This is a genomic window from Mesorhizobium sp. SEMIA396 (genome assembly GCF_024518615.1).
GTDB lineage: Bacteria > Pseudomonadota > Alphaproteobacteria > Rhizobiales > Rhizobiaceae > Mesorhizobium.
Genome location: NZ_JANIFC010000004.1, coordinates 292,984 through 317,043, shown reverse-complemented (window position 1 = coordinate 317,043; position 24,060 = coordinate 292,984). Strand labels below are relative to the sequence as shown.

General features: G+C 64.4%; 24 protein-coding genes. 14 read left to right on the top strand and 10 right to left on the bottom strand.

Translation table 11 applies throughout. From position 1 onward, the window contains the following. Positions 1-64 precede the first annotated feature (64 nt). On the top strand, positions 65-982 hold the full coding sequence (gene pcaQ, locus NP503_RS13500) for a pca operon transcription factor PcaQ (RefSeq protein WP_127266585.1): 918 nt from the start codon (positions 65-67) through the stop codon (positions 980-982). A 187-nt stretch (positions 983-1,169) separates the two neighbouring features. Here the strand turns inward: pcaQ and NP503_RS13495 are convergent, their stop codons facing one another. The 6 genes from NP503_RS13495 to NP503_RS13470 are packed head-to-tail and all read right to left on the bottom strand — an operon-like array spanning position 1,170 to position 5,522. Continuing rightward, positions 1,170-2,429, bottom strand: coding sequence for an ABC transporter substrate-binding protein (locus tag NP503_RS13495; RefSeq protein ID WP_127266586.1), 1,260 nt, complete (start codon positions 2,427-2,429; stop codon positions 1,170-1,172). A gap of 48 nt (positions 2,430-2,477) precedes the next feature. Next, positions 2,478-2,906, bottom strand: coding sequence for a DUF4440 domain-containing protein (locus tag NP503_RS13490; RefSeq protein WP_127266587.1), 429 nt, complete (start codon positions 2,904-2,906; stop codon positions 2,478-2,480). Beyond that, a complete protein-coding gene (locus tag NP503_RS13485; protein WP_127272524.1) occupies positions 2,903-3,958 on the bottom strand; it encodes an aldo/keto reductase in 1,056 nt (351 codons plus the stop codon). The genes NP503_RS13490 and NP503_RS13485 overlap by 4 nt, the downstream gene beginning before the upstream one ends. Next, entirely contained in the window at positions 3,955-4,308 is a 354-nt protein-coding gene (locus tag NP503_RS13480) for a TIGR04076 family protein (protein WP_127270671.1), read from the bottom strand. The genes NP503_RS13485 and NP503_RS13480 overlap by 4 nt, the downstream gene beginning before the upstream one ends. After that, positions 4,309-4,791, bottom strand: a complete 483-nt coding sequence (locus NP503_RS13475; protein ID WP_127270673.1) for a DUF3830 family protein — start codon at positions 4,789-4,791, stop codon at positions 4,309-4,311. Further along, positions 4,788-5,522, bottom strand: coding sequence for a GntR family transcriptional regulator (locus NP503_RS13470; protein ID WP_127270675.1), 735 nt, complete (start codon positions 5,520-5,522; stop codon positions 4,788-4,790). Before NP503_RS13470 ends, NP503_RS13475 begins: the two co-directional genes overlap by 4 nt. Before the next feature lie 126 nt (positions 5,523-5,648). Between NP503_RS13470 and NP503_RS13465 the strand changes: the two genes are divergently transcribed. From NP503_RS13465 to NP503_RS13445, 5 genes are read left to right on the top strand one after another with little or no spacing between them, the layout of a single operon-like run. After that, positions 5,649-6,446 (top strand): ABC transporter ATP-binding protein, encoded by a 798-nt coding sequence (locus NP503_RS13465; RefSeq protein WP_127270676.1) that lies wholly within the window; start codon positions 5,649-5,651, stop codon positions 6,444-6,446. Continuing rightward, positions 6,443-7,192 carry an ABC transporter ATP-binding protein gene (locus NP503_RS13460; protein ID WP_127272525.1) on the top strand — a complete coding sequence of 250 codons (750 nt, stop codon included), beginning with the start codon at positions 6,443-6,445 and terminating at the stop codon, positions 7,190-7,192. The genes NP503_RS13465 and NP503_RS13460 overlap by 4 nt, the downstream gene beginning before the upstream one ends. Beyond that, positions 7,189-8,097: a branched-chain amino acid ABC transporter permease gene (locus NP503_RS13455; protein ID WP_127271373.1), complete on the top strand. Its 909-nt coding sequence runs from the start codon at positions 7,189-7,191 to the stop codon at positions 8,095-8,097. The genes NP503_RS13460 and NP503_RS13455 overlap by 4 nt, the downstream gene beginning before the upstream one ends. Further along, entirely contained in the window at positions 8,094-9,077 is a 984-nt protein-coding gene (locus NP503_RS13450) for a branched-chain amino acid ABC transporter permease (protein WP_164748655.1), read from the top strand. The genes NP503_RS13455 and NP503_RS13450 overlap by 4 nt, the downstream gene beginning before the upstream one ends. After that, complete coding sequence (locus tag NP503_RS13445; protein WP_127276523.1) at positions 9,074-10,378, top strand: FAD-binding oxidoreductase; 1,305 nt, start codon at positions 9,074-9,076, stop codon at positions 10,376-10,378. Before NP503_RS13450 ends, NP503_RS13445 begins: the two co-directional genes overlap by 4 nt. A gap of 8 nt (positions 10,379-10,386) precedes the next feature. Here the strand turns inward: NP503_RS13445 and NP503_RS13440 are convergent, their stop codons facing one another. Genes NP503_RS13440 through NP503_RS13425 form a run of 4 tightly spaced genes read right to left on the bottom strand, consistent with a single transcriptional unit; the run spans position 10,387 to position 14,718 of the window. Next, the gene (locus NP503_RS13440) at positions 10,387-11,043 is read right to left on the bottom strand and encodes a GntR family transcriptional regulator (protein ID WP_127267839.1); all 657 of its coding nucleotides are present in this window, start codon (positions 11,041-11,043) and stop codon (positions 10,387-10,389) included. Positions 11,044-11,056: 13 nt separating this feature from the next. Further along, positions 11,057-12,367, bottom strand: a complete 1,311-nt coding sequence (locus NP503_RS13435) for an aspartate aminotransferase family protein (RefSeq protein ID WP_164748645.1) — start codon at positions 12,365-12,367, stop codon at positions 11,057-11,059. Continuing rightward, a complete protein-coding gene (locus NP503_RS13430) occupies positions 12,368-13,426 on the bottom strand; it encodes a phosphotransferase (RefSeq protein ID WP_127267840.1) in 1,059 nt (352 codons plus the stop codon). Beyond that, positions 13,423-14,718 (bottom strand): ArgE/DapE family deacylase, encoded by a 1,296-nt coding sequence (locus NP503_RS13425; RefSeq protein WP_164748646.1) that lies wholly within the window; start codon positions 14,716-14,718, stop codon positions 13,423-13,425. Before NP503_RS13425 ends, NP503_RS13430 begins: the two co-directional genes overlap by 4 nt. A 169-nt stretch (positions 14,719-14,887) precedes the next feature. Between NP503_RS13425 and NP503_RS13420 the strand changes: the two genes are divergently transcribed. From NP503_RS13420 to NP503_RS13385, 8 genes are all read left to right on the top strand, one after another. Continuing rightward, positions 14,888-15,586, top strand: a complete 699-nt coding sequence (locus NP503_RS13420; protein WP_127267842.1) for a GNAT family N-acetyltransferase — start codon at positions 14,888-14,890, stop codon at positions 15,584-15,586. Further along, positions 15,587-18,313, top strand: coding sequence for a LuxR C-terminal-related transcriptional regulator (locus tag NP503_RS13415; protein WP_127267843.1), 2,727 nt, complete (start codon positions 15,587-15,589; stop codon positions 18,311-18,313). A gap of 84 nt (positions 18,314-18,397) precedes the next feature. Next, positions 18,398-19,519 (top strand): class II histone deacetylase, encoded by a 1,122-nt coding sequence (locus tag NP503_RS13410; protein ID WP_127267844.1) that lies wholly within the window; start codon positions 18,398-18,400, stop codon positions 19,517-19,519. A 4-nt stretch (positions 19,520-19,523) separates the two neighbouring features. Continuing rightward, entirely contained in the window at positions 19,524-20,381 is an 858-nt protein-coding gene (urtB, locus tag NP503_RS13405; RefSeq protein WP_127270111.1) for an urea ABC transporter permease subunit UrtB, read from the top strand. Then, positions 20,378-21,364 (top strand): branched-chain amino acid ABC transporter permease, encoded by a 987-nt coding sequence (locus NP503_RS13400; RefSeq protein ID WP_127270113.1) that lies wholly within the window; start codon positions 20,378-20,380, stop codon positions 21,362-21,364. The genes urtB and NP503_RS13400 overlap by 4 nt, the downstream gene beginning before the upstream one ends. Next, the gene (locus tag NP503_RS13395; RefSeq protein WP_127268597.1) at positions 21,361-22,065 is read left to right on the top strand and encodes an ATP-binding cassette domain-containing protein; all 705 of its coding nucleotides are present in this window, start codon (positions 21,361-21,363) and stop codon (positions 22,063-22,065) included. Before NP503_RS13400 ends, NP503_RS13395 begins: the two co-directional genes overlap by 4 nt. A gap of 2 nt (positions 22,066-22,067) precedes the next feature. Then, positions 22,068-22,769 carry an ABC transporter ATP-binding protein gene (locus NP503_RS13390; protein ID WP_127268598.1) on the top strand — a complete coding sequence of 234 codons (702 nt, stop codon included), beginning with the start codon at positions 22,068-22,070 and terminating at the stop codon, positions 22,767-22,769. Positions 22,770-22,851: 82 nt separating this feature from the next. Then, a complete protein-coding gene (locus NP503_RS13385; RefSeq protein WP_127268599.1) occupies positions 22,852-24,021 on the top strand; it encodes a substrate-binding protein in 1,170 nt (389 codons plus the stop codon). The last annotated feature ends 39 nt before the right edge of the window (positions 24,022-24,060 follow it).

Below are 24,060 nucleotides of genomic sequence, written 5' to 3'. Positions count from 1 at the left end.
CAAGGCGTTTGGTTCGGTAAAATGATATTTTGCGTCGTTTCATTAACTCATGGGTTATTAATTCATGTCCGAGAGCCGGATCCGGTTCCGCCATTTGCAGGCATTCCTGGAGGTCGCGCGGCAGGGAAGCGTGGCACGAGCGGCTGACTTGCTGCATGTCAGCCCGCCGGCAGTGACCAAGACATTGCGCGAGCTGGAAGGGGCGCTGGGGGTTGCGGTGGTCGAGCGCGACGGCCGTGGCATCCGACTGACGCGCATTGGCGAGATCTTTCTTCGCCATGCCGGAACGGCGATCACGGCACTCAAGCAAGGCGTCGATTCTGTCCGCCAGGACGGAGCGGTCAGCCGGCACCCGATCCGCATCGGTGCGCTGCCGACAGTGTCGGCGCGGGTGATACCGCTCGCCATGGGCCTGTTCCTCGAGGAGGACACAGGTGCGGCGATCAAGATCGTCACCGGCGAGAACGCCGTGCTGCTCGAACAGTTGCGCACCGGAGCGCTCGATCTCGTCGTCGGAAGGCTGGCGGCGCCGGAAAACATGACCGGCTTCTTCTTCGAGCACCTCTATTCTGAACCGGTGCTGTTCGTGGTGCGAGCCGGACATCCGCTGCTCGATCCGGGACAGGATGTGTTCGCACGGCTCGACGAATTCCCGATGCTGATGCCGACGCGGGAATCGGTCATCCGCCCCTTCGTCGACCGCCTGTTCATCACCAACGGCATGACGGCGCCGGCAACCGAGATCGAAACCGTTTCAGACTCCTTCGGCCGCGCCTTCCTGCGGCAAAGCAATGCCGTCTGGATCATTTCGGCTGGCGTCGTTGCCAATGAACTCGGCAGCGGCGCCTTCGTCGCCCTGCCGGTCAACACCGAGGAAACCAAGGGACCGGTCGGCCTGACCATGCGGACCGACACCGCGCCCTCGCCGGCCTTTTCCATCCTGCTGCAGACCATCCGCGAAGCGGCAAGGCAAAGCGGCTGATGCGTCAGGCTGTGCGGGATCGTCATCGGCAGAAGGCAGTCGGGTCGAGGTCGAAGACCCGTCCCGGATTGAGGATGTTTCTCGGGTCAAGCGCTGAGCGACGTCGTCCGTGTCCGTCGGCAATGTAAAACAGGACAATCGTCCTGTATCGATCACGATGGATCGTGATCGATACCGGAGAGTTGTCTTACTGAAGCTTGGCTTGCAGCGCGTTGACATCGTCGGTGGTCATTTCACCGTCCGTTGCCACCTTGCCGTCGACGATCTTCCACAGGCGGAACGGGCCGGTGATGTCGCCATATTTGTCGAAGGCGACAGGGCCGATGACACCTTCATAGCGGATCGGCTTGCCGTCCTTGATCAGGCCGAGCGCCTTGGCGAACTCTTCCTTGCCGGCAAAGATCGGCGTGCCGGCCGGATCGACGGCCTTGTACATCGCATCCTTGATCTTGGCCGGATCCTCAGAACCGGCAATGGCGATGGCCAGACCAACAATCGCGCCGGCGTCATAGGAGCGGTCGGCCGCCGGATTGGTCGGTTCGATGCCGGAGAATTCCTTGTAGTTCTTGGTGAAATACTCCGTCGAGGCCGTCGGGCTGGTGCCGGAGGACGTGCCGTAGGCTTCCTTCAGATAGTCGGCGCCGACGGACTCGATGAAATCAGGGCTGTTCATGCCGTCATTGAGCAGGAATTTCTGCACGCCGCCCTGCGAGATCCAGGTACGGGCGACCGTAGCGCCGTCGACCGGCGTGCTGACGAGGTAAAGACCGTCCGGTTCGCCGGCCATTGCCGCCGTGACTTCCGAGGCATAGCTCGACTGCTTCTCATTGTAGGGCGTGTCGGAGACGATGGTGCCGCCGAGCGCTTTGTAGGCACGTGAGAATTCGGCCACCATGTTGACGCCGAAATCGTTGTTGACATGGATGATCGACAGCTTCTTGAAACCCTTGTCGACGGCGTATTTGGCGGCGGCGACGCCCTGCAGCGCATCCGAGGTGATGGTGCGGAAGAAGATGCCGTTGGTCTTGCCGTCGCGGCCGAGCGCGGTCAGCGTCGGCGAGGACGAAGCCGGCGAGACCTGGACGATCTTGGCTGGTGCGGTGACCGAAGTCAGGATCGGGATCGACACCGAGGAGATGATGCCGCCGATGATGACCGGCACCTTCTTGACCTGAACCAGCTGGGTGGCGGCGTCAACGGCGACGTTGCCCTGGCTCTGGCTGTCGCGCGTGTCGGTGACGAGATCGCAGCCGCGCACACCGCCGGCTCCGTTGATGTCGCGGAAGGCCATCTCGACCGACTTGGCGCCGGCCTGGCCGTATTCGCCGGCCGGGCCGGTCAGCTCCATGACGAGGCCGACGGTGATCTTGCAATCGGCGGCTTGCGCAGCACCCGCCATCGTGACGAGGGCGAGCGCGGTGGTGAGTTGGAGTATCGTCTTTGTCATTGTTGTTCCCCTTTCGTTACTCGACTGTATTTGAATTCTGGAGCCTGTTCAGCGTTCCGGCACCTGCAGCCAGGTCTCATGCAGATGTCGCCATTCAACGCCGTTGGGCGCCGATGAACTGGTGGTGAAGACGGCACTGGACTGGCGGCGGCTGTGCTTGCCTGCGCGCAGCTGCGCTTCGACATAGAGGACGACGATGGTATCGGCGTCCTGCCAGCCGGGCCGGATGTCCTCGATCGAAATGGCAAAACCATCGTCGCAGGAAGCGCGGCTTGCGCGGACATGATCGATGACCGCTTCGCGGTCGAGGATCTGCCCGTCCGGCGCCACCATGCTGAGGTCTTTGCCCATGGCGCGTTCGAAGCGGCCGAAGTCCACCGTGTTGGCGCGCGCAGCGACGAACCAGTCGACGAAGAAGCGGTGCAGGTCGATGATTTCGGCGCTGGCGCGTGAAAACAGGGAGGGCTCGTCGCTCATTTCTTCCCCGCATTGAGGTTGTAGTGCATGATCGAGCCGTGACGGCCGTGACGGTCGCGCTCCAGCGTGTAGACGTCGCCCTCGAGACCGGTGCCTTGCGCGATGACAGCGGCAATCCGCGCCCGGTCTTCGGCGTCGAGCGCAACGTCCATGATCTTTGCATTGGCCAGCGCATGCGCCTGGTTGCGGGCGCCGACGATGACGGCCGCCACTTGCGGCTGCTCCAGCACCCAGGCGCTGGCGATGGTGGCGATGTCGACGCCGTGGCGGTCGCCAACGGCCTTCAGCGCCTGAAGCAGGTGCTGGAAAAGGCCCCAGCCGCCGAAATCGTCGATGATCAGCTTGTATTTCACCAGCGAGCGGTTTTCGAGCGGCGTGGCCGGTTCGGCCACGCCGAGCCATTTGTCGCTGAGAAAGCCGCCGGCCACCGAGCCATAGCAGAGGAAGCTGACGCCGTGTTTGGCGGCGAGGTTCGCCAAGCTGTTGCCAGGCCGCTGGTCGAGCACCGAATATTGCAGCTGCTGGCTGACCAGCGGTATGCCGGCGGCAAGGATTTCAGCCAGGCGCGGCGTGTCGAAATTGGTGGTGCCGAGATTGCGCACCTTGCCTTCAAGCCGAAGCTCGTCGAGCCAGCCCATCGCCTCGACATAGCGAGGCTGGTCATAATCCCACCAGTGGAACTGAACGAGATCGAGCCGCTCGGTCTTCAGCCGCCGCAATGACTGGTCGACGATGCTCCTGATGTAGTCGCGGCTGATGCTGGCCAGCCGTTCGAGGTCGGGCACCAGCTTGGTGTGCACCTTCATCCGGGCGGCGACATCGAGGCCGCGCTCACTGGCCAGTCGCAGGCGCGCGGCGCCGATCAATTCCTCGACGCCGGTGTAGATGTCGGCGCAATCATAGGTCCAGATGCCGGCATCGAAGGTGGCGATCAGATCGGCCACCGCCTGGCTGCGGTCGATGGCGCCGTGGCCGCCGGCCAGCTGCCAACCGCCGCGGATGACGCGCGAGATGGTGTAGCCAGAGCCGAGTTCGAAGGTGTTGGCACTCATCTCAGGTCATCCTCTTTAGGCAGCGGCACCGCCGTGGTCTCGGCGTGGCTGAACCGCCGCTTGGCCATCCTGACGATCCTCAGCCGGCTGGCGCAATTGGGATCGGGACAAGCGATCTCCGCGTCCGAGGTCATCCAGTCGTTCGGGTGGGTTGGGCGCTGCTTGGCCGCCAGCAGAGGCAAGACGGCGGCGAGCGAATAGATCGAAAAACCCTGCCCTGCCGGCATCGACAGCATCTCGCCCTTAAGTTCGAAATAGTCGCCTTCCTTGGCGCCGCAATAGATCGGCTTGCCCTCCGGGATGACCGCCTCGACGCGAAGATCGAACAGCTCGAAACTGTCGTCGGCCATTCAAGCCTCCATCAGGCTGAAGGTAACATCGCAGGCGCCGTTGCGGCGGATGACACCGCAAGCGGCGGCGAACCGGTCACGCTCTTCGACGCGCACTTGCGCCACCACGCTGCCGGCCAGCCAGCCGATCGGGAACAAGAGCCGCGCGCCCTGCCCGTAGTAGAGGCCGATGTCGAAGATCGCATTGGGATTGCCGCCCCACATGCGTGGCGGCACGTAGGAAAGCACGATGTCGCCCGGCTGCGGCGTCAGCGTCGCGTTCTCGGCCGGCAACGGTTTCGCATAGGCCTGGCCCTCGAGATCGGCCGCGGGAACCGGACAGGAGATTTCCGGCCCCGTCCACATCGCATGGATGCCAGGGACGACACGTGGCGTGCCGAGATAGGCCGAGAGGAAGGCAGCGTTTTCCGGTGCCTTCTCGGGCAGCAGCAGCGCCGTGACGGAAAGCTGCGAGCGCGGCTCGGTGATCCTGATGGCGGTCATGTCTGGTCTTTCGCGGCGGCGGCCTGCAGCTTGCTGCGCAGGAAGGTGAAGGGGCGGCTGATGTCGGCGACAAGCGATTCGCGCGCCGCCTGCGCATCCTGCGTGGACAGCGCCATGACGATGCGGCGGTGATACTGGGCGGTGTCGACTTCGCCGGCCTCCGAGAAGGCATAGATAGCGACGCGGATGCAGGGCCCCGATTGCAGCCACAGGCTCTCGATCATCGGGATCAGCACGGCCGAGCCGCAGGAGCGGTAGATCTCGAAATGAAAGCTCTGATTGAGCGTCACTTCGCGATCGACGTCCTTCTTGTGTTTCAGCGCCCGCATCTCGTCCCATTCGCCGAGAATGGTTTCGATGGTGGCGATCTGGCGCGGGCCCATGCGGGCGGCGGCCAGCGCGATCGCTTCGCCCTCGATCAGGATGCGGGCACGCAAGAGATCATCCAGCCGTTCCAATGTGATCGGCGGCACACGCACCGAACGGTTGGGCAGCGCCTCCAGCGCCTTTTCCGTGATCAGCCTGCCGAGCGCCTCGCGCACCGGCATGGTCGAGGTGACCAAGGCGTCAGCTAGGCCACGGATGGTCAGCACCTGGCTCGGCTCGAACAGGCCGCCGATCAGGGCGCGGCGCAATTCCGAGTAGACGCGGTCCTGCACAGTTTCGCGGCCGACTGGCGCAAGCTGGGCCGCGATCGCCTCGTTGTTCTTTTCGATGGCAGCCTTTTGCATGGAATTCCGTTCTTGGCCGGTTTTCGGCTTGCGGATGAAATTAAAGCCGAATAGCGTGATCAAAGCAAGTGTGATCACAAATCATAATCAGGAGACGGCAACGATCGTCTTCGGCCAGAGGGTTTGATGAGCGAGGCAACCAAACGGCAAGGGGAAACCCGCGCGCCGGTTCTGACGGCAAGGAATGTCGTCAGGCGGTTCGGCGGCCTTGTCGCGGTCAACGATGTCTCGTTTGACGTCAAAGCGGGAGAAATCCTCGGCTTGATCGGCCCCAATGGTGCAGGCAAGACGACGATGTTCGACCTGCTCGCCGGCAGCATCCTGCCGACCAGCGGCGAGATCCTACTCAACGGCACGCCTGTCTCGGGCGAAGCCGCGCATCTGCGCATCGGTCATGGCGTTGGCCGAACTTTTCAGATCCCGCGCCCGCTGCCCAATCTGACGCTGATCGAAAACATTATGCTGGCCGCACAGGGCCAGGCCGGCGAAAAGCTGCTCGCCAATTTCATCACGCCATGGCGCGTCGCCGCGCAGGAAAGAGCCGCCAGGACAAAGGCGCTCGAACTGCTGGAACTGGTCACCCTCACCCATCTCGCGCATGAGCCGGCGCGGGTGCTTTCCGGCGGCCAGCGCAAGCTGCTCGAACTCGCCCGCGTGATGATGGCCGACCCGGCGATCATACTGCTCGACGAACCGGCGGCCGGCGTCAACGCGACGCTGCTGGAGGTCATCATCGACCGCATCCGGGACATCAACGCGCGTGGCATCACCTTCCTGCTGATCGAGCACAATATCGATATGGTGACGCGGCTTTGCCATCGCGTCCTCGTCATGGCGAGCGGCCAGCTGCTCAGCGAAGGCACGGCCGAAGAAGTCGCTCGCGACCCACGTGTCATCGAGGCCTATCTCGGAGGCGCGGCATGAGCGAGATCGTCCTCGAAGTCCGCGACCTCGAAGCCGGTTACGAGCCCGGCGTGCCGATCGTGCGCGGCGCCTCGATCACTGTCAAAAAAGGCGAGATCGTCGTCGTGCTGGGCCCCAACGGCGCCGGCAAGTCGAGCTTCATCAAGGCCATCGCCGGCCTCGTCCCGATCACCGGTGGCACGGTGTTTCTGGACGGCAAGGACATCACCGCTGCGCCTGCCCACACCATGGTGCGGCTTGGACTGGCCTTCGTGCCGCAGACCGAAAACATCTTCCCGCTGATGTCGGTCGAGGACAATCTCAGGGTCGCCTGCGGCGTCCTCGAGCGGCGCGAAATCCCTGCCCGCATCGAGGAGATGTATGCCGCCTTCCCAGACCTCGTCCGCCAGCGCCGCACCGCCGCCGGCAATTTGTCGGGCGGACAGCGGCAGATGCTCGCTGTCGCACGGGCGCTGATCGTCCACCCCAGAGTGCTGGTGCTGGACGAGCCGTCGGCCGGCCTGTCGCCGAAATTCGTCTCGATGGTGTTCGAGATGCTGGCCGGCATCCGCAAGTCCGGCGTCACCATCCTGCTGGTCGAACAGAATGCCAAGGCGGCGCTCGCCATCGGCGACCGCGCCTATGTCCTGGTCGAAGGCAAGGACCGGCACGAGGGCATCGCCTCCGAATTGTGGAACGATCCGGTGGTCGCCGAACTCTATCTCGGCCAGCGCCCATCTAAGGCAGGGAAAGGAGGTGAGGCATGAGCCTGCAATTTGTCGTCGACGGATTGCTGACGGGTTCGATGATCGGCCTCGGCGCCATCGGCGTGACGCTTACCTATTCGATCCTGCGCTTCTCGAACTTCGCCCATGGCGACTTCATGGCATGGGGCACCTATGCGACGCTGGCCGTCGTCAGCGCCATCGGTGCGACAGTAGGCAAGGTGGCGCCGATCGCACCGCTGTCCTTCGGCTGGCCGCTCATTGTTGCGCTCGTTATCGGCATGGCCTTCACCGCGCTCTTGGCGCTGCTGCTCGACAAGGTGCTGTTTTCGCGGCTTCGCTCGCAAGGCCAGGCGATCATCGTGGTGATGGCGAGCTTCGGCGCCTCGATGGCGCTGAGAAGCCTGCTCGAATTCACCTTCACCTCGCGGCCGACCTATTTCAGCCGCGCGATCCAGATCGCCATGCCGATCGGCTTCGGCATCCGCATCACACCCGACCAGATCGCGCTTTTGCTGCTGACCGCGGTGCTGGTGCTCGGCGTGCATCTGTTGATAACGCGCACGCAGACCGGCCGCTCGATGCAGGCCTTGAGCCAGAACGCGGCGCTGGCCCGCATCGTCGGCATCGATGTCGCCAGCGTGGTGCGCGTCACCTGGGTCATCGGCGGCGCTCTCGCCTGCGTCGCCGGCGTGATGATCGGCATTCTGGTGCAGATCCGCCCGTTCATGGGCTTCGACATGCTGCTGCCGATGTTCGCCGCCGCCATTCTCGGCGGCATCGGCAGCATTCCCGGTGCGGTGCTCGGCGGCCTGATCATCGGGCTCGCCGAGGCTGGTGCGGTGCAGTTGATCGGCGCCGAGTGGCGCGCCGCCGTTTCCTTCATCATCCTGATGGCGGTGCTGTTCGTGCGGCCGATCGGCCTGTTTGGTGTGAGGGAACGCTGATGGACCTGCTCGGCTACGGCGCCTTCTTCCTGACCACAGCGCTGATCTTCTCGCTGGTCACGCTAGGGCTCAATTTGCAGTGGGGCCTGACCGGGCTGTTCAATGTCGGCCTCGCCGGCTTCGTCGCCATCGGCGCCTACACATCGGCGCTGCTGACCACACCGGACGATGCCGCGCGGCTGGGCGGCTTCGGCCTGCCGATCCTTGTCGGCTGGGCGGGCGCCATGGTCGTCGGCGGCATCGCTGCAGCGCTTACCGGCATGGCAACGCTGCGGCTGAAATCCGACTATCTGGCGATCACCACCTTCGGCGTCGCCGTCGTCGTGCAACTGGTCGCGCTCAACGCGCAGAAACTGACCGGCGGCCCGTTCGGCATCGGTTTTATTCCGCGCCCCTTCGGCAGCCTTGCCGAGACGCCGCTGCTGTTCAACCTGTCCAACCTTGGCGTGGTCTCGGTGGTGACGCTGATCGCCTATCTCGCCTTGGAACATTTGTCGCGCAGCCCGTGGGGGCGGGTCTTGAAGGCGTTGCGCGAGGATGAGCGGGCGGCGATCTCGCTTGGCAAGAGCGCGCGTTTCTACCGCGTCCAGGCCTTTGCCGTCGGCGGCGCCATCATGGCGCTGGCCGGCGCGCTGCAGGCGCATTTCACCGGCTTCATCGCGCCGGACAATTATCTGCCGATCCTGACCTTCCAGGTCTGGGTGATGCTGATCGTCGGCGGTTCCGGCAGCAATCTCGGCGCCGTCATCGGCAGCATCCTGGTGTGGGCGATATGGGCCGGATCGGGCACGCTGACCAGCATCCTCTTCCCGCCGGAACAGCAGGCTCGCGCCGCCGCGCTGCAGATCGCCGCCATCGGCGTCATGCTCTGCGTCATACTGCTGATCCGGCCGAACGGCCTATTCGGCGACAGACCGCGGCGGTCCTGGTTAGATAAGCGGGCGAAGGCGGCGACGGCCAGGAGCATTTCGCCGTCATGAATGCCACGGTTCGGCGGGAAACGCATGGCGCTTCGCTGTGGCATGCCGTCAGCCGCAACCGCCGCGAGCGGCCGGCGCTGCAGAGCGGGCTCGCTGTCGACCTGGCCATCGTCGGCGGTGGCTTTTCCGGTCTTTCCACCGCGCTGCACGCGGCGGGGAAAGGCCTTTCCGTCGCCGTTCTCGAAGCCGAATTCATCGCCTGGGGTGCGACCGGCAGGAATGCGGGCTTTGTCGTGCCGAACTTCGCCAAAATGGATCCAGTCGACATACTGGCCCATCTCGGACCGTCGCGCGGCGAAAGGCTGATCGATTTCGCCGCCGGCAGCGCCGACCTGGTTTTCCGCCTGATCCGGCAGCACGGCATCGACTGCGACGCCGTGCAGAACGGATGGATCCAGCCTGCGCATTCGCCTGCCGCCTTCGAGAAGGTCAAGTCACGTGCCGGGCAATGGGCACAGCTTGGCCGGCCGGCAGTCACATTGGATCGGCAGGAAATCGAAGCCCTGACGGGCGTGCCGGGCTATGCCGGCGGCTGGATGGATCGTTGCGGCGGCGTGCTCAATCCGGTCGCCTATGCGCGCGGGCTTGCCGATGCGGCGGAGAAAGCCGGCGCGAAGGTCTTCGAGCAGACGCGCGTCGCCTCGGTTGATCGCATAGCCGATGGCTGGATGCTGAAAACCCCATCTGGCTCAGTACGCGCCGGCAAGGTGCTGATCGCCACCAACGCCTATGGCTGGTCCCTCAATCCGTCATTGCAGCGAACCTATTTCCCGCTGAAAGTCTTCCAGATCGCGACAGCGCCATTGCCCCGTGAAGTACGCAGCCGGTTGCTTCCCGGCGGGCAAGGCGTCGGTGACACCAGACGCAATCTGTTCACCTTCCGCTTCGACGCCGAAAACCGGCTGATCAGCGGCGGCATGAACATCCTTGGCGCTGGTGCCGACACGCGCGTACCGCAGACGATTTGGCGAAGGCTTGGTCGGCATCTCGGTCTGCCCGACCTGCCGCCGCTTGCCTACAGCTGGTCGGGAATGGCAGCGGTTGAACCGGATTTCCTGCCGCACCTGATCGACCTCGGTCCGGGCCTGATCGCCGGACGCGCCTGCAACGGCCGCGGCATCGCGATGACCACGGCGATGGGCAAGGTGCTGGCGGACTGGGCCTCTGGAACCGAGGCCCGCGACCTGCCGCTGCCCTTTGCGTCGCCGGCGCCAATCCCGTTCCATGCCTTGCTGCGGCACGCGCCCAACATGCTGCTCGGCTGGAGCATGCTGCGCGACCGGCTGGACGGGACGAGCTAGGCCGACGGCTACCTGGCAGCGTCAAGGTTTGCCGACAGCACGGCGGCCGCCATCGCGATGTCCTCTTCTATGAAGACCCGCACAGTGGGGCCGCTGCGCTGCTCCAGTGCGGCGACGATCTTGCGATGCGCGTCGTTGGAGTGCGGGATGTAGCGATCGGCCTGCATCAGCAGCTTGAGATAAGGCCCAACCCGCCCCCAGAGGTCGCGGATCATGTTCAAAAGGATCGGCGCGCCGGCATGCTGGTAGATGGCGAAGTGGAACGCCTCGTTCAACGAGAGATAGGCCCTGGCGTCGCTGGCCTCGATGGCACGCTGCATGCCGGCGAGCGTCGCCTGTATGTCAGCCAGTCCGCTTTCGCTCATCCTGGTCGCCGCCATCTCGCCCGCCAGTCCCTCGACGGCGATACGGATGCGCGTCAGTTCCTCGAAGGCAGGCGCGGACAGCAACGGCACGATGACCGAGCGGTTGTTCTGCATCTCGAGCAGTCGCTCGGCGACAAGCCGCTGCAGCGCCTCGCGGATTGGCGTGGTCGAGATGCCGAACGTCTCGGCGAGCTTGCGTATAACCAGCGTCTGCCCCGGGCTGAAGCCGCCTGAAATCAACTCCTGCTTGAGCGCGCCATAAGCGCGGTCATTCAGGGTTTGATGTTCGAGCTTCAGCATGCGATCGGCCCGATCACCAGTTCGACAGCGCGCGATCGAGCGTCTCGGCCAGTTGCTCGGCATTGTCCCTGGCAAACGGCAGTGGCGGCCTGATCTTCAGCACATTGCCGCGCGGACCGCAGGACGAGATCAGCACGCCGTCCTCGCGCATGGCTTCGACGACCGCCGATGTCTTGGTGGCGGCCAGCGCCTCGTCACCGTCCGCCGTCAGCTCGACACCGAAATAAAGGCCGTTGTGCCTGATATCGGCGACCGCGCCACGCCGGCTCTGCAGGGCGCGCAGCAGCTCAGCCGTATAGGCGCCGACATTGCGCGCATTCTCGATCAGTCCTTCACCTTCGATCACCTCCAGAACGGCGAGGCCGACGGCGGCAGCGACCGGATTGCCGCCAAAAGTGTTGAAGTAACCGGTGTTCGAGCCGAAGGAGGCGACAAGTTGCGGCCGCACCAGCACGGCACCCATCGGGTGCCCATCGCCGATCGGCTTGCCCATCGTGATGATGTCGGGCTCGATTCCATAATTGGCGAAACCCCACATTCCCTGGCCAAGCCGGCCGAAGCCGGACTGGACTTCATCGGCGATGATGATGCCGCCGGCCTTTTTGATGTGATCCGCCGCTTCGCGCATCACCGCCGCATCCGGAAAGAAAATACCGTCGCTGGAAAAGGCCGAGTCGAGAAGCAGCGCTGCCGGCCGGATATTCTTTGCGCGCATATCTTCGATGGCGGCCGCGACATTTCTGGCGAAATCATGCGCGGCCCGGCCATGGTCGCGGAACGTGTCCGGCGCTGTCACGGTGCGGTGCTGCGCGGGCACGCCCTTTGCCCCGACCGCCGCCGGCGACAGCTGCGCCGTCGCGATGGTGGCGCCGTGATAGGCAAAGTCGGTGATGATCACCCCGGTGCCGCCGCTGGAATGCTGGGCGATGCGGATGGCGAGGTCGTTGGCCTCGCTGCCGGTGCAGGTGAACATGGCATGACCGAGGTGGGCCGGCACGGTGCCGAGAAGTTTCTCCGCGTAGTCGAGGATGATCTCGCTGAGATAGCGTGTGTGGGTGTTGAGCGTGGCGGCCTGCGCCGACAGCGCCTCGACGACACGCGGATGGCAGTGTCCGACCGAGGCGACGTTGTTATAGGCGTCGAGGAATCTGCGACCCTGGGCATCGTAGAGCCACACACCGCTGCCACGCACCAGATGGATCGGGTTGCGGTAGAAGGCGCGGTAAGTCGGCCCGAGCAGCCTGGCGCGGCGCTCGAGCAGCGCGCGCTCCGATGCAGCCGCGTCGGCATTTGAAGGATATGGCGAGGACTGGGACACGAGCATTTACTCCGGATTGGAATTGTCGAGAAAATAGCGGCGGGCATCGGTGGATGACAGACCATCCAGCTTTTCAAGCGAGGCCCAGACCTCGGTGGCGAGGCGCAGCACATAGTCGCGCTTGGCCGGGAAGCGCTCGGCCTGCCAACTGGCGATGTTGACGATGAGCGCAAGGCGGGCACGGATCAGATTGAAGAGAATGCTGATCTCTTCCTCCTCGAGCGGCTGCACGGACTGATAGCCGGCGACGAAGCGCGCGGCCGGCGCCAGCGGATGGCCTTGCGCCGGCCAGCGATAGACGGCGCCGATGGCGAGGTCGCAGATCAGCGGCGAATGGATCATGTCGCCGAAATCGAGGATGCCGCTGACGACCTCCGGCCGCGACGCGTCCATCACCACATTGTAGGAGTTCATGTCGTTGTGGACGATCTGCGCGCGCAGGGTCGGGATGACCGGCGCCGCATGCTGCTCGAAGGAGTCGATCGCGCGCTCGACCATCGCCCGCCGGCCAACGTCACTGATATGCGCCATCATCGGCCGCGTCTTGGCGACCTTACGGATATCCCAGAGCAGGTCGCTGCCGGCGGCCGGGTGGAAGAAACCGCGCAGCGCCCGGCCAAGGCGGGCGAGGAAGACGCCGAGATTGCGATCCTGCGCATCGGAAGTCGGCGAGCGCGACAGCAGCTGACCGGGCAGATAAGTCACCAGCCGGATGATGCGCGGCGCCGATCCACCAACACTGGCCGCAAATTGCGGCTCGCCTTCAAGGCTTTTGCGCACCGAGGGAACCGGCAAGATGGGGTCGACTGCAAGGATGTGGTCGAGCGCCTTGTTCTGGAAATCGGTGAAGCCGGCCTCTTCCGCCGGATGGGAGATCTTTAGAACGAACTCACGCTCGCCGTCGGCCTGGATGTGGAAATTGTGGTCGCGTTCGCCAGGCAGCGGACGCGCGGTGCCGGTCAGCCCATAGTACCGGCGCAGGATGGCGAGCGCTTCGGCCGCCGAAACATCAGGCGCGTCCTCGGCGAGTGTTTCGCCGAATGCATCGGGGACAGCCGAATTCATGGCTTAGCCTCGATAGGTTCGAGCCCGCACCAGTCGGCGATGAACAGCGCGATGGTCTGGGTGACCTTGCGCACCGAGTCGAGATCGACGGCCTCGTCATAGCCATGCGGCATGCGGCAGATCGGGCCATAGACGATCGCCGGCGTGTCGGCATAGAGGCCGAAGAAGCGTGCATCCGTCGTCGCCGAGGTGACGTGTTCCGTCAGCGGCTCGCCCCAGACGGCGGTATGGCTGCGGCGCAGCACGGATTCCATCTCGTCGGCACCCTCCAGCACATAGCCTTCGGCCATGAAGCCGTTGTAGGTGAGGCTCGGCGGACGATTGGCCAGGAACGGATCGGCACGCGCCGCTTCGGCGATACAGGCCTCGAGCTCGGCTCTCGCGTCTTCGAGCCTCTGGCCGGGATAGGTGGCGACGCGCATCTCGAAGACACATCGCGCCGGAACGCTCGATGTCCATTCGCCCCCTTCGATCTTGCCGAGATTGAAGCGGATCGGGTGCGGGTGATCACGGAAATGCTTGTCGTCGACCTTGCGCGCATTCCAGACGATTTCGAGTTGCTTCAGCGCCTGGATGATGACAAATGCCTTTTCGATGGCATTGGCCCCGGCCGAAAATGCACCCGACGCATGCTGCGGGTCGCCGTCGACCTCGACCCGGAACCAGATCGGCCCGACCTGCGCCCGCATCAGCCTCGGCTCCAGCGGTTCGGGAATGAAGGCGGCGTCGGCGCGGTAGCCGCGCTGCACGCAGGCAAGCGCGCCATTGCCGGTGCATTCTTCCTCGACCACCGACTGCAGGTAAACGTTCGCGGCCGGCTGATAGCCAAGGCTGCGCAAGGCGGTCAGCGCATAGAGACAGGCGGACAGGCCGGCTTTCATGTCGCCGGCGCCGCGGCCATGCATCCAGCCGTCCTCGATCACCGGGTCGTAGGGATCGCGCACCCAGCGGTCGAGCGGTCCGGTCGGAACGACATCGATATGGCCGTTGAGGATCAGCGAGCGGCCGGTCGCGTTTCGCGGCGTATGCGTGGCAACGACATTGAAGGCGTCGTCATAAGAAACTGCCACGGGTGAAAAACCCGGCAGGTCGCGAATCGCATCGACATCGACGCGCCACATGTCGACGGCATAGCCGTCAGCCTCAAAGGCAGCCGCCATGAACGATTGTGCGGCATGTTCCTCGCCACGCTGCGAAGGAAAACGCACGAGGTCTTGCAGAAACGCTACCTGCCGCGCGAAGCCGTCATCGACCGCGCTCAGAATGGCCTCGTCCGCAATCCGCTCAGGCATCATATTTCACTTTCTTCTGAATGGTGTATCATATCTCATATGCCATTCCTGTGAAATGCAAGAGGCATACGCGCCAAACTTTCAGTCCAGGGTTTGCCGTTCGATGCTGCCATGGTCTTGGGGAGTTGGCATCGGATGCAGCAAGCCGATACTGCTATCTCTGGAAGACATGACGGGGAATGCGTTGATCACCGAAGACACGATGCAGGCCGAAATCACCGATCTCGCCATCGGCTACCATCGCCTGCCGGCGGGCAAGCTTGCCAATGCGGTGACGTGGATGGAGGCGCGCTCTCCGCAGCCCGATCTCGCGCACCCCTTGGCCATGACACGGATCACGACGCCCGACTGCGCTTCCTATCGGGCGATCTTCCTCGAGATCGGCGCGCCCTGGCTTTGGGACCGTGTTTCCGAAATGTCCGATGCCGAAATCACCTCGCATTTCGCCGACCCGCGCCAGCATCTCTACTACGGCCATGACGAGACCGGCGCCCATCTCGGTATGGTCGAATTCTTCGTCGCCGACAGCAGCGAGATCGAGATCATCTATTTTGGCCTGTTCCCGTCCCTGACCGGCAGGGGTTTCGGCAAACGGCTGATGGCCGGGGCACTGGACCTCGCATGGTGTCTCAACCCGAGCCGCATCTGGCTGCATACAAGCAGCTTCGATCATCACAGTGTCATCGGGTTCTACAGTGCCTGCGGGTTCGTGCCCTTCGCGACCGGATTTGAGATCGTCGACGATCCCCGGATCAAGGGAACCTTGCCGCGCGATGCCGCACCGCAGATTCCGCTGATCGAAACGGAGTGGAGCAATGGCAAGGGAGCCGCGCTTTCCCCGGAAAAGCGACAAGTTGCGCGGACCTAGATGAGAACAGCCCCGCAATCCGTCAGCCAAGCGTCGCCGCACCATCGCCGATGGGTTCGCCGCGAGACCATCCTGTCGACGCTGGAGCGCCATATCGACACGCGCATCGTGCTGTTCGCCGCGCCCGCCGGCTTTGGTAAATCGACGACGATGGCGCAATGGGCCGCGGAAGTCGCGCGCCACGGTCGGCTGACCGCTTGGCTGTCTTGCGAAGCGACGGACAATGACGAGGGCGCCTTCCTGTCGCATCTGGTGGGCGCGCTGCGCCAACTGGTCCAGAGTCCGGCGGAACTCGATCTTGCCTTCCAGTCGAGCCCGATCCCCCAGCTCGATGTCGTGCTCTCGGCACTTGTGGCGGGTCTGGCGGCGCGCCAGGCCGACATCACCCTGTTCTTCGACGATTACCACGCCGTCGAGGCGCCGGCGGTGAAGCGGTTCATGGAGCGTCTGACCCGGCAGGCGCCGGCAAACGTCGCCTTCGTCATCGGCTCGCGCAGCCTGCCCGACCTGCAGCTCGGCAAGCTCCGGGTGCTTGGCGACGTCTTCGAAATCGGCCCGGACGATCTGCGCTTCGCCTCGTCAGAAGCGGAAGCCTTCTTCAACGACAAGCTGGGCTTGAGCGTCAGCAGCGGTGCGGTGGAAACCCTGTGCTCGCGCACCGAAGGATGGGCCGCCGGCCTGCAACTGGCCTCGCTGTCGCTGAGTGCCGCACATGCACCCGAAACCGTCATCGGCAACTTCACCGGCGCCAACCGAAACGTCGCCGACTTCCTGATGGGCGAAGTGTTCCTGGAACTGCCGCCGGCAATCGCAAAATTCCTGCTCTACAGTTCGATCTTCGAACGCTTCAGTGCCGAGGCCTGCCGAGCGGTGATGCGGGCGGCCGATGCCGAGGCGGCGATTACCGAGATCGAGACGCGCAACCTGTTCCTGGTGCCGCTCGACGAAGAACGGCGCTGGTTCCGCTACCATCATCTGTTCCGCGATTTCCTCAGCCGAGAAATGGAGCGGCGCGAACCGGAGATGATCGCGCCGCTGCATCTGGCGGCCGCCGAATGGTTCGGCGAGCGCAAGATGCTGACAGAGGCGATCGGGCACGCGTTGGCCGCCGGCGACCAGGCCCGCGCGGCGGTGTTCGTCGAGAACAATGCGCTCGACCTCATCGCCCAGTGCCAGCTCCTCTATGTGCGTCAGTTGCTTGCGCTGCTGCCGAGGACGCTGATTGACCAGCGCATCCGGCTGCAACTCGTCGTGCTGTGGCTGGCGGTGCACAGCAGCCAACCCGAGATTGCGCAGCAGACGCTTAGCAACGCGCGCAAGCTGGTCGAGGCCGGACCGGCCGACGGCAGTGACCCGGGCACCATGACCGGCACGACGATAAAGGCCGAGCTCGTGGTCCTCGCCGCTGCCGTGCACAGCACGCTGGAGCAGTTCGATCAGGCGCGCGACACAGCCCTTGCGGCCCTGCGCGTCATCGCGCCCGATGCCTGGTTCATGGAGGGCGCGACCGCCAACGTCATAGGCTACAACCTCTATGCGCTGGGCGACCTCGAAGGTGCCCGCGCCGCCATCGACGCGGCACGACGGGCGCACGAGCGAAGCGGCAGCCTGCTCGGCGTCACCATCGCCAATTGCTACATGGCCGTGATCGAGCGTTCGGCGGGCCGCCTGCCCGCCGCAGAGCGGCTGCTGCGCAACGCCATCATCGAAGCCAGGGCGCGGATCGGTGCAAACTCCTATGCCGAAGCCCTAGCCGGAACGCTGCTTGCCGAACTCGCCTACGAGACCAATGCGTCGGGCGAGGCGTTGACGCTGGTCGAGAATCTCGGACCGCAGATCGAAGGCGCGGCGGTCATCGTCTATCCCCTGGCCAGCGTGCCGACCTATGCCCGCGTGCTGCAGCTGACGGGCCGCACCGAAGCGGCATTGGATATGCTGGAGCGCGTCTATCAACGCGTGCGCGGCACGGTGTATCGCCGCCTGGCATCGATGATCGTGCATGACCGCATACGCGTGCTGCTCGACCAGAGCCGCAATGCTGAGGCGCGCGCGCTGCTGACCGAGCATCGCGGCGAAGGGACCGAGGCTTCGATGGCCATCACCACAGCCAACGAGTTCGAGTTCTTCGCCGAAGGCCGCCTGCTGACGGCCGAGAAATCCTATGCCGCGGCCGCCCGAATTTTCGACGAATTGTTGGTGCGAACGAAAAGCAGCGGGCGCATGCGCCGCCATATCCTCGCGCTGATCCTGCGCGCCAAGGCAGTCAGCGCCACCCATGACCAACGCGTGGCGGACCGTTATCTTCTCGAAGCACTTCGTCTTGCTCAGCCGTCAGGCTTCATCCGTTCCTTCGTCGACGAGGGAAGGCCTGTTATCGACGGGTTGATGCGGCTGCGTGCGGCCCAGGCAAAGACCGATCCAGCACTGTCAGCCTATGCCACGCGCATCATCGACGCCGCGCAGACAATGCCTGCCGCGACTCGCAAGCTGGCCGCACCAGCCGCTGAGAAGGAACAGCTCACCCAGCGCGAGGCCGAACTGCTGCGCTATCTCACTGAGGGCATGTCCAATCGCGATATCGCCTTGGCGCTGTCGGTGAGCGAAACCACGGTGAAATGGCACCTGAAGAACATTTTCGGCAAGCTTGCGGTATCCAACCGGGTGCAGGCGGTGCGCGCCGCGCAAGGGTCAGCAGGCGCCCATCCCCCTCCGAAGGGAGGGGTATAGAATAACGGGCACAACCCCTCTTTCGGGTCGGGCCACATGATCGTCAGCCTGCTAGCGTCACCTGGTTTTCGGAGGACGCTGCGGATGGCGACAGGCTACGTTTTTCACGAACAGCTGATGTGGCACGACACCGGCCCCAGCGCCGACATGATGCCGCCCGGCCGTTTCGTGGAACCCGGCCGCCATCTGGAATCGCCCGGCTCGAAGCGCCGGCTGAACAACCTCATCCAGGTCAGTGGCCTGTCGCGTCATCTGGTGCCGATCATCCCAGAGCCAGTCTCGATCGAGGACCTGCTGCGCGTGCACACGCAACGCCATGTCGACGATATCCGCATGCTGAGCGAACGTGGCTCCGGTTTCGCCGGACCACAGGCGCCGATCGGTCTCAACAGCTTCGACATCGCGCTGCTGTCTGCCGGCACCACCTATGCCGCCATGCGCGCGGTGCTGACCGGCCGCGTCGACAATGCCTATGCGTTGGCGCGGCCGCCGGGGCATCATGCCGAACCCGACCAGGCGATGGGCAACTGCCTGTTCTCCAACATCGGCGTTGCTGTCCGCCGGCTGCAGCATGAAGGTTTGCTCGGGCGCGCGGCGATAGTCGACTGGGATGTGCACCACGGCAACGGCACCGAGACGGTGTTCTATTCCGACCCGTCGGTGCTGACCATTTCCGTGCATCAGGACAATCTCTACCCGACCGGGCGCGGTGCGCTGGCCGACAACGGGAAAGATGCCGGCAAAGGCTACAACATGAACATACCTCTGCCGGGGGGCAGCGGCACCGGCGCCTATGAAGCGGCTTTCGACCGCGTCATCGCACCTGCGCTGCGCGCCTACAGACCGGACCTCGTCATCGTCGCTTCCGGCTTCGATGCGTCAGGCTTTGATCCGCTCGGCCGCATGATGCTCAACAGCGAATGCTTCAGGCGGCTCGCCGCGCGCATGGTGGCGCTGGCCGCCGAGACCTCGCAAGGGCGTCTGATCATGACCCATGAGGGCGGCTACTCCGAAGGTTATGTGCCGTTCTGCGGCCATGCCGTCATCGAGACGCTGGCCAATCACCGTACCGAAGTGGTCGATCCGCTGTCGGACCATATCGACGAGTGGGCTGGGCAGGATCTGCAGCCACACCAGGCTGCTGCGATCGATGCCGCAGAGGGGCTGCTCGCCGGCCTGCGCCAACGTCTCGCAAGCGCGGCCTGACGCGATGGATTTTCTCATCACCACGCTGCTCAACGCGCTGACGCTGATCAGCATCCTGATGCTGGTCGGGCTCGGGCTGGCGATCAGCTTCGGGCTGATGAACGTGACCAATTTGGCGCATGGCGAGTTCGTCACCGTCGGTGCTTTCGCGGTCTATTTCGTCCAGAGCATGGGCGGCTCGTTCTGGCTGGGCCTGGCCGCCGCGCCCATCGCCGGCGCGGTGGTCGGCTGTATCCTCGAATTCGCCATCATCCGCCATCTCTATTCCAGGCCTGTCTCGACCGTGCTCGCCACCTGGGGCGTCAGCCTGATCCTGCAGCAAGGGCTGGAACTGACCTTCGGCCTCGGCGCCAAGCCGGTGACGCCGCCGATCGAGGGCACGCTCGATCTCGTCTTCACCGTCTATCCGGCCTACCGGCTGATCCTGATCGGCATCGCCATGCTGACCTTGCTCGGCGTCATCCTGCTGATCAGCCGGACGCCCTTCGGCCTCGATATCCGAACCGTCATCCAGAACCGCGAGATGGCCGAGGGCGTCGGCATCAACACGCGGCGTACCTACGCCATTGCCTTCACCTTCGGCGCGGCCATCGCCGGGCTTGCCGGCGGACTGGTCGCGCCACTGGCGATCGTGCTGCCGCAGATGGGGGTGAACTATCTCGCCAACGCCTTCTTCGTCGTCATCGTCGGCGGCGTCGGCTCGATCGGCGGCCTCGTCGCCGGCAGCGTCTTTGTCGGCGGGCTGACCAGCATCCTCAATTATCAGATCTCGCCGTCGCTGGCGCAGGCGATCGTGCTGCTGGCGGCCATCGTCGCTGTCCGGCTGCGGCCCAACGGCCTGTTCAACGGAGCGTCGCGATGATCGCCCGCGACCGCAACTGGCTGCTGATCTTCGCCATCTGCGTGGCGCTCGCGGTCGTCTATCCGCTCTTTGCCGGCGGCTATCAGCTGACGGTGATCCGCGACGCGCTGATCTTCGGCCTGTTCGCGGCGAGCCTCGACTTCTTCTGGGGCCGCACCGGAATCCTGTGTTTCGGCCACGCCGCCTTTTTCGGCATCGGCGGCTACATCATGGCGCTGGTCACACTCAATGATGCCATCCCCTTTGGAAGCTTACTCGGCATCATGGGTGCGGTGGCGGGTGCGGCCTTCGTCGCCGCCATCATCGGCTACTTCCTGTTCTTCGGCGGCATCCGTGGCAGCTATTTCACCATCGTCACGCTGGCCATGGGCGTCATCTGCCAGCAGGCCGCGGTCTCCTGGAGCTCGGTCACCGGCGGCGACAGCGGCCTGATCGGCATCCCGCCGATCGAGTTCGATCTTGGCGGGCTGCACGTCGATCTCAGCCAGGATCTGCCCAGCTACATCTTCGTCTCGGCCATCGTCGCCATGACGGTGCTGGCGCTCTGGTTGATCAGCCGTGGCCGCTGGGGCACAGTGCTGACCGCCATTCAAGACAATGAAATCCGGGCGGCCGCGCTCGGCCACAACGCGCCATTGCGGCTGCTTGTCACTTTCGTCCTGTCGGCGGCGATCGCCGGCCTTGCCGGCGCCCTCTATGTCTGTATGGCCGGGCTGGTGGCACCCGATCTGTCCGGGCTGCTTCTGTCTACGGAAGTCATCGTCTGGGTGGCGGTCGGCGGACGCGGCACGCTGCTTGGGCCAGTACTGGGCGCCATCTTCATTCAGCGCGCGCAGCAGACGATCAGCAGCTTCAACCCGAGCCTGTGGCCGCTGCTGCTCGGCTGTGTCTTCGTCATCATCGTCTTCGTCCTGCCGGATGGCATCCTGTCGATCTACGCGCGGCTGAAAGACCTGTTCAAGGGCGGGAGGCGCGCGCAATGAGCGACATCCTGCTGCAGGCTGAAAATGTCGGTATCCGCTTTGGCGGACTGCAGGCGCTGGAGGCTCTGAACCTCGCCGTACGAGACAAGGAACTTTGCTGCATCATCGGGCCGAACGGCGCTGGCAAGAGCACCTTCCTCAACGTGCTGACCGGCACGCTGCGTCCGACCAGCGGCAGCGTGCGCTTCCTCGGCCATGACATCGCCGGATTGCCGCTGCATCGCATCGCCCGGCTCGGCATCGCCCGCAAATTCCAGATTCCCTCGGTTTTCCCGAACCTCTCGGTGGAGGACAATCTGAAGGTCGCGCGCTGGGGCGCGCCTTCGCCAGTGCGCCCGGTTGGTGAACTCTTGGAACTGGTCGCGCTCGGTAACCGTGCCGCCACGCTGGCCGGCGAGCTCGCGCATGGCCAGAAGCAATGGCTGGAGATCGGGATGGCGTTGGCGATAGAGCCAAAGTTGCTTTTGCTCGACGAGCCGACCGCCGGCATGACACCACAAGAGACGCTGGCGACGGCCGACATGCTGCTGCGGCTCAAGGGCGAGTTCTCGATCGTTGCCGTCGAGCACGACATCCGCTTCGTGCGGGCGCTGAACTGCGAGACATTGGTGCTGCACCAGGGACGCCGACTGCGCAGCGGTCCTTTCCACGACATCGAGACCGACGAGATGGTCCGCGACGTCTATCTGGGGAGGCGCTGAGCATGCTGCGGACACTTGCCGTCTCGGCCGGCTACGGCCTGCTCCCGGTGCTGAACGGCATCGACCTCAGTGTCGCGTCCGGCGAAGTCGTCGGCCTGCTTGGCCGCAACGGCGCAGGCAAGACGACGCTGCTGCGCGTCATCGCCGGCGGCTTGCGAGCGAGCGGAGGCGCGGTGGTTCTCGGTGATAAAGACCTCACCAACGCGCCAGCTTTCCGCCGCGCGCGGGCAGGCATCGCGCATGTGCCGCAGGGGCGCGGGATCTTCAACCAGCTGACGGTGCGGCAAAACCTGGAGGTCGGCACCCGCGCCGCCAAGGACCGTGGCGACGGTGGCATCCCGGACGACATCTTCGGCTATTTTCCGATCCTGCGGGAGCGCGAAGCGCAGGTTGCCGGCACGCTTTCGGGCGGCCAGCAGCAAATGCTGGCGATCGGTCGCGCGCTATGCGGCCTGCCGTCGGTGCTGCTGCTCGACGAACCCTCGGAAGGCATCCAGCCGAACATCGTGCAGTCGATCGCCGAACTGGTGCCGCGCATCGCCCGCGAGCGCGGCATCGCGATCATTCTTGTCGAGCAGAATCTCGATCTCGTTCTCAAGGCATCGGACCGCTGCCTGGTGATGGAGAAGGGCAGGATAGTCCACGAAGGTGCGCCTGAGACCTTCGCCGACGAGACCCTGCTGAAGGATCTGTTGGCCCTATAGAGCGCGCGTGAAGCGCGCCTGGGAACTTGTTGACTTGTAAGGCGTGCATGGGGCGCGCCTGGGACTGGAAGGGAACACAACAATGATAAGCAGAAGAACTGTCTTGAAATCCGGCGGCGCCGCGGCCGCCTTCGCCATCGTCGGCGCGCCGTCGATCCTGCGCGCCGCCGACACCGTCAAGGTCGGCCTATCGATCCCGATCACCGGGCTGCAGGCGATTCTCGGCGAGACGCTGCTCAATTGCTACAAGCTGGCCGCCGCCGAACTCAACGCCGCCAACGGCATTGGCGGACGCCAGGTCGAGCTCATCATCGAGGACAACCAGACCACGACCAAGGGCTCCATCGACAAGGCGCGCAAGCTCATCAACGAAGACAAGGTCGACGTGATCATGGGCACGATCATTTCGCCCGAACGCAGCGCCACGCTGTCGGTCACCTCGAAGGCCAAGAAGCTGTTCTTCTACCCGACCAATTTCGAAGGCGGCGAATGCAACCGCTACTTCGTCGCCACCGGCCCGATCCCGATGCAGCAGGTCGACCCGATGATGCCGTGGGTGGCCGAGAACCTCGGCAAGACGATCTATGTCATGGCTTCGGACTATGCCTGGCCGCAGAAGATGACCGAGGCGATCACGGCAGCCTATGAGAAGGCCGGCGGCAAGATCATCGGCGCCGACTACTATCCGTTCGGCACCACCGATTTCGGCCCGGCCTTCCAGAAGATCAAGTCACTGAAGCCCGATGTCGTCTGGTCGATGGTGGTCGGCAACGACGCCGTCACCCAGCTCAAGCAGTATCGCAGCTTCGACATCAAGCAGCCGCTGATCGCCCCGCTCGACGAGGTCTTCAACAAGGACGCGCTGCCGCCCGGCGTGGCGGCCGGCACCTATGCGCCGCAACCCTACTGGATGGCGCTCGACAACCCGGTCAACAAGAAGTTCATCTCGAGCTTCCGCGAGAAGTTCGGTCAGGAGAAGATGGTCAACGGCATCGGCGAGGCCGGCTACAACGGCCTGCATCTCTATGCGCTGGCCGCCGAGAAGGCTGGATCGTTGAAGGACGATGATGTGCTGGCCGCGCTGCCGTCGATCGAGTTCGACGCACCGCAAGGCAAGATCCGTGTCGACGCCACCAACAACCACACGCTGTGCCATTCCTATGTAGGCAAGGCGGCGTCCGACGGCATCGGCTACGAGATCGCTAAGGACTTCGGCACCATCGAGCCGGTGACGCCTTACTGCAAGGTGTAGGGTCTTCCGCCCAAGCAATCCTGACGGCGGCTTTGTCGC

Excerpts from the sequence above, each read along its gene's own strand:
- NP503_RS13460 (WP_127272525.1), top strand. The coding sequence starts at position 6,443 with ATGAGCGAGATCGTCCTCGAAGTCCGCGACCTCGAAGCCGGTTACGAG.
- NP503_RS13420 (WP_127267842.1), top strand. The coding sequence starts at position 14,888 with ATGACGGGGAATGCGTTGATCACCGAAGACACGATGCAGGCCGAAATC.
- NP503_RS13465 (WP_127270676.1), top strand. The coding sequence starts at position 5,649 with ATGAGCGAGGCAACCAAACGGCAAGGGGAAACCCGCGCGCCGGTTCTG.
- NP503_RS13400 (WP_127270113.1), top strand. The coding sequence starts at position 20,378 with ATGATCGCCCGCGACCGCAACTGGCTGCTGATCTTCGCCATCTGCGTG.
- NP503_RS13390 (WP_127268598.1), top strand. The coding sequence starts at position 22,068 with ATGCTGCGGACACTTGCCGTCTCGGCCGGCTACGGCCTGCTCCCGGTG.
- NP503_RS13485 (WP_127272524.1), bottom strand. The coding sequence starts at position 3,958 with ATGAGTGCCAACACCTTCGAACTCGGCTCTGGCTACACCATCTCGCGC.
- NP503_RS13475 (WP_127270673.1), bottom strand. The coding sequence starts at position 4,791 with ATGACCGCCATCAGGATCACCGAGCCGCGCTCGCAGCTTTCCGTCACG.
- NP503_RS13425 (WP_164748646.1), bottom strand. The coding sequence starts at position 14,718 with ATGCCTGAGCGGATTGCGGACGAGGCCATTCTGAGCGCGGTCGATGAC.
- NP503_RS13445 (WP_127276523.1), top strand. The coding sequence starts at position 9,074 with ATGAATGCCACGGTTCGGCGGGAAACGCATGGCGCTTCGCTGTGGCAT.
- NP503_RS13470 (WP_127270675.1), bottom strand. The coding sequence starts at position 5,522 with ATGCAAAAGGCTGCCATCGAAAAGAACAACGAGGCGATCGCGGCCCAG.
- NP503_RS13440 (WP_127267839.1), bottom strand. The coding sequence starts at position 11,043 with ATGCTGAAGCTCGAACATCAAACCCTGAATGACCGCGCTTATGGCGCG.
- NP503_RS13455 (WP_127271373.1), top strand. The coding sequence starts at position 7,189 with ATGAGCCTGCAATTTGTCGTCGACGGATTGCTGACGGGTTCGATGATC.
- urtB (WP_127270111.1), top strand. The coding sequence starts at position 19,524 with ATGGATTTTCTCATCACCACGCTGCTCAACGCGCTGACGCTGATCAGC.
- NP503_RS13430 (WP_127267840.1), bottom strand. The coding sequence starts at position 13,426 with ATGAATTCGGCTGTCCCCGATGCATTCGGCGAAACACTCGCCGAGGAC.
- NP503_RS13415 (WP_127267843.1), top strand. The coding sequence starts at position 15,587 with ATGAGAACAGCCCCGCAATCCGTCAGCCAAGCGTCGCCGCACCATCGC.
- pcaQ (WP_127266585.1), top strand. The coding sequence starts at position 65 with ATGTCCGAGAGCCGGATCCGGTTCCGCCATTTGCAGGCATTCCTGGAG.
- NP503_RS13495 (WP_127266586.1), bottom strand. The coding sequence starts at position 2,429 with ATGACAAAGACGATACTCCAACTCACCACCGCGCTCGCCCTCGTCACG.
- NP503_RS13395 (WP_127268597.1), top strand. The coding sequence starts at position 21,361 with ATGAGCGACATCCTGCTGCAGGCTGAAAATGTCGGTATCCGCTTTGGC.
- NP503_RS13480 (WP_127270671.1), bottom strand. The coding sequence starts at position 4,308 with ATGGCCGACGACAGTTTCGAGCTGTTCGATCTTCGCGTCGAGGCGGTC.
- NP503_RS13410 (WP_127267844.1), top strand. The coding sequence starts at position 18,398 with ATGGCGACAGGCTACGTTTTTCACGAACAGCTGATGTGGCACGACACC.
- NP503_RS13435 (WP_164748645.1), bottom strand. The coding sequence starts at position 12,367 with ATGCTCGTGTCCCAGTCCTCGCCATATCCTTCAAATGCCGACGCGGCT.
- NP503_RS13490 (WP_127266587.1), bottom strand. The coding sequence starts at position 2,906 with ATGAGCGACGAGCCCTCCCTGTTTTCACGCGCCAGCGCCGAAATCATC.
- NP503_RS13385 (WP_127268599.1), top strand. The coding sequence starts at position 22,852 with ATGATAAGCAGAAGAACTGTCTTGAAATCCGGCGGCGCCGCGGCCGCC.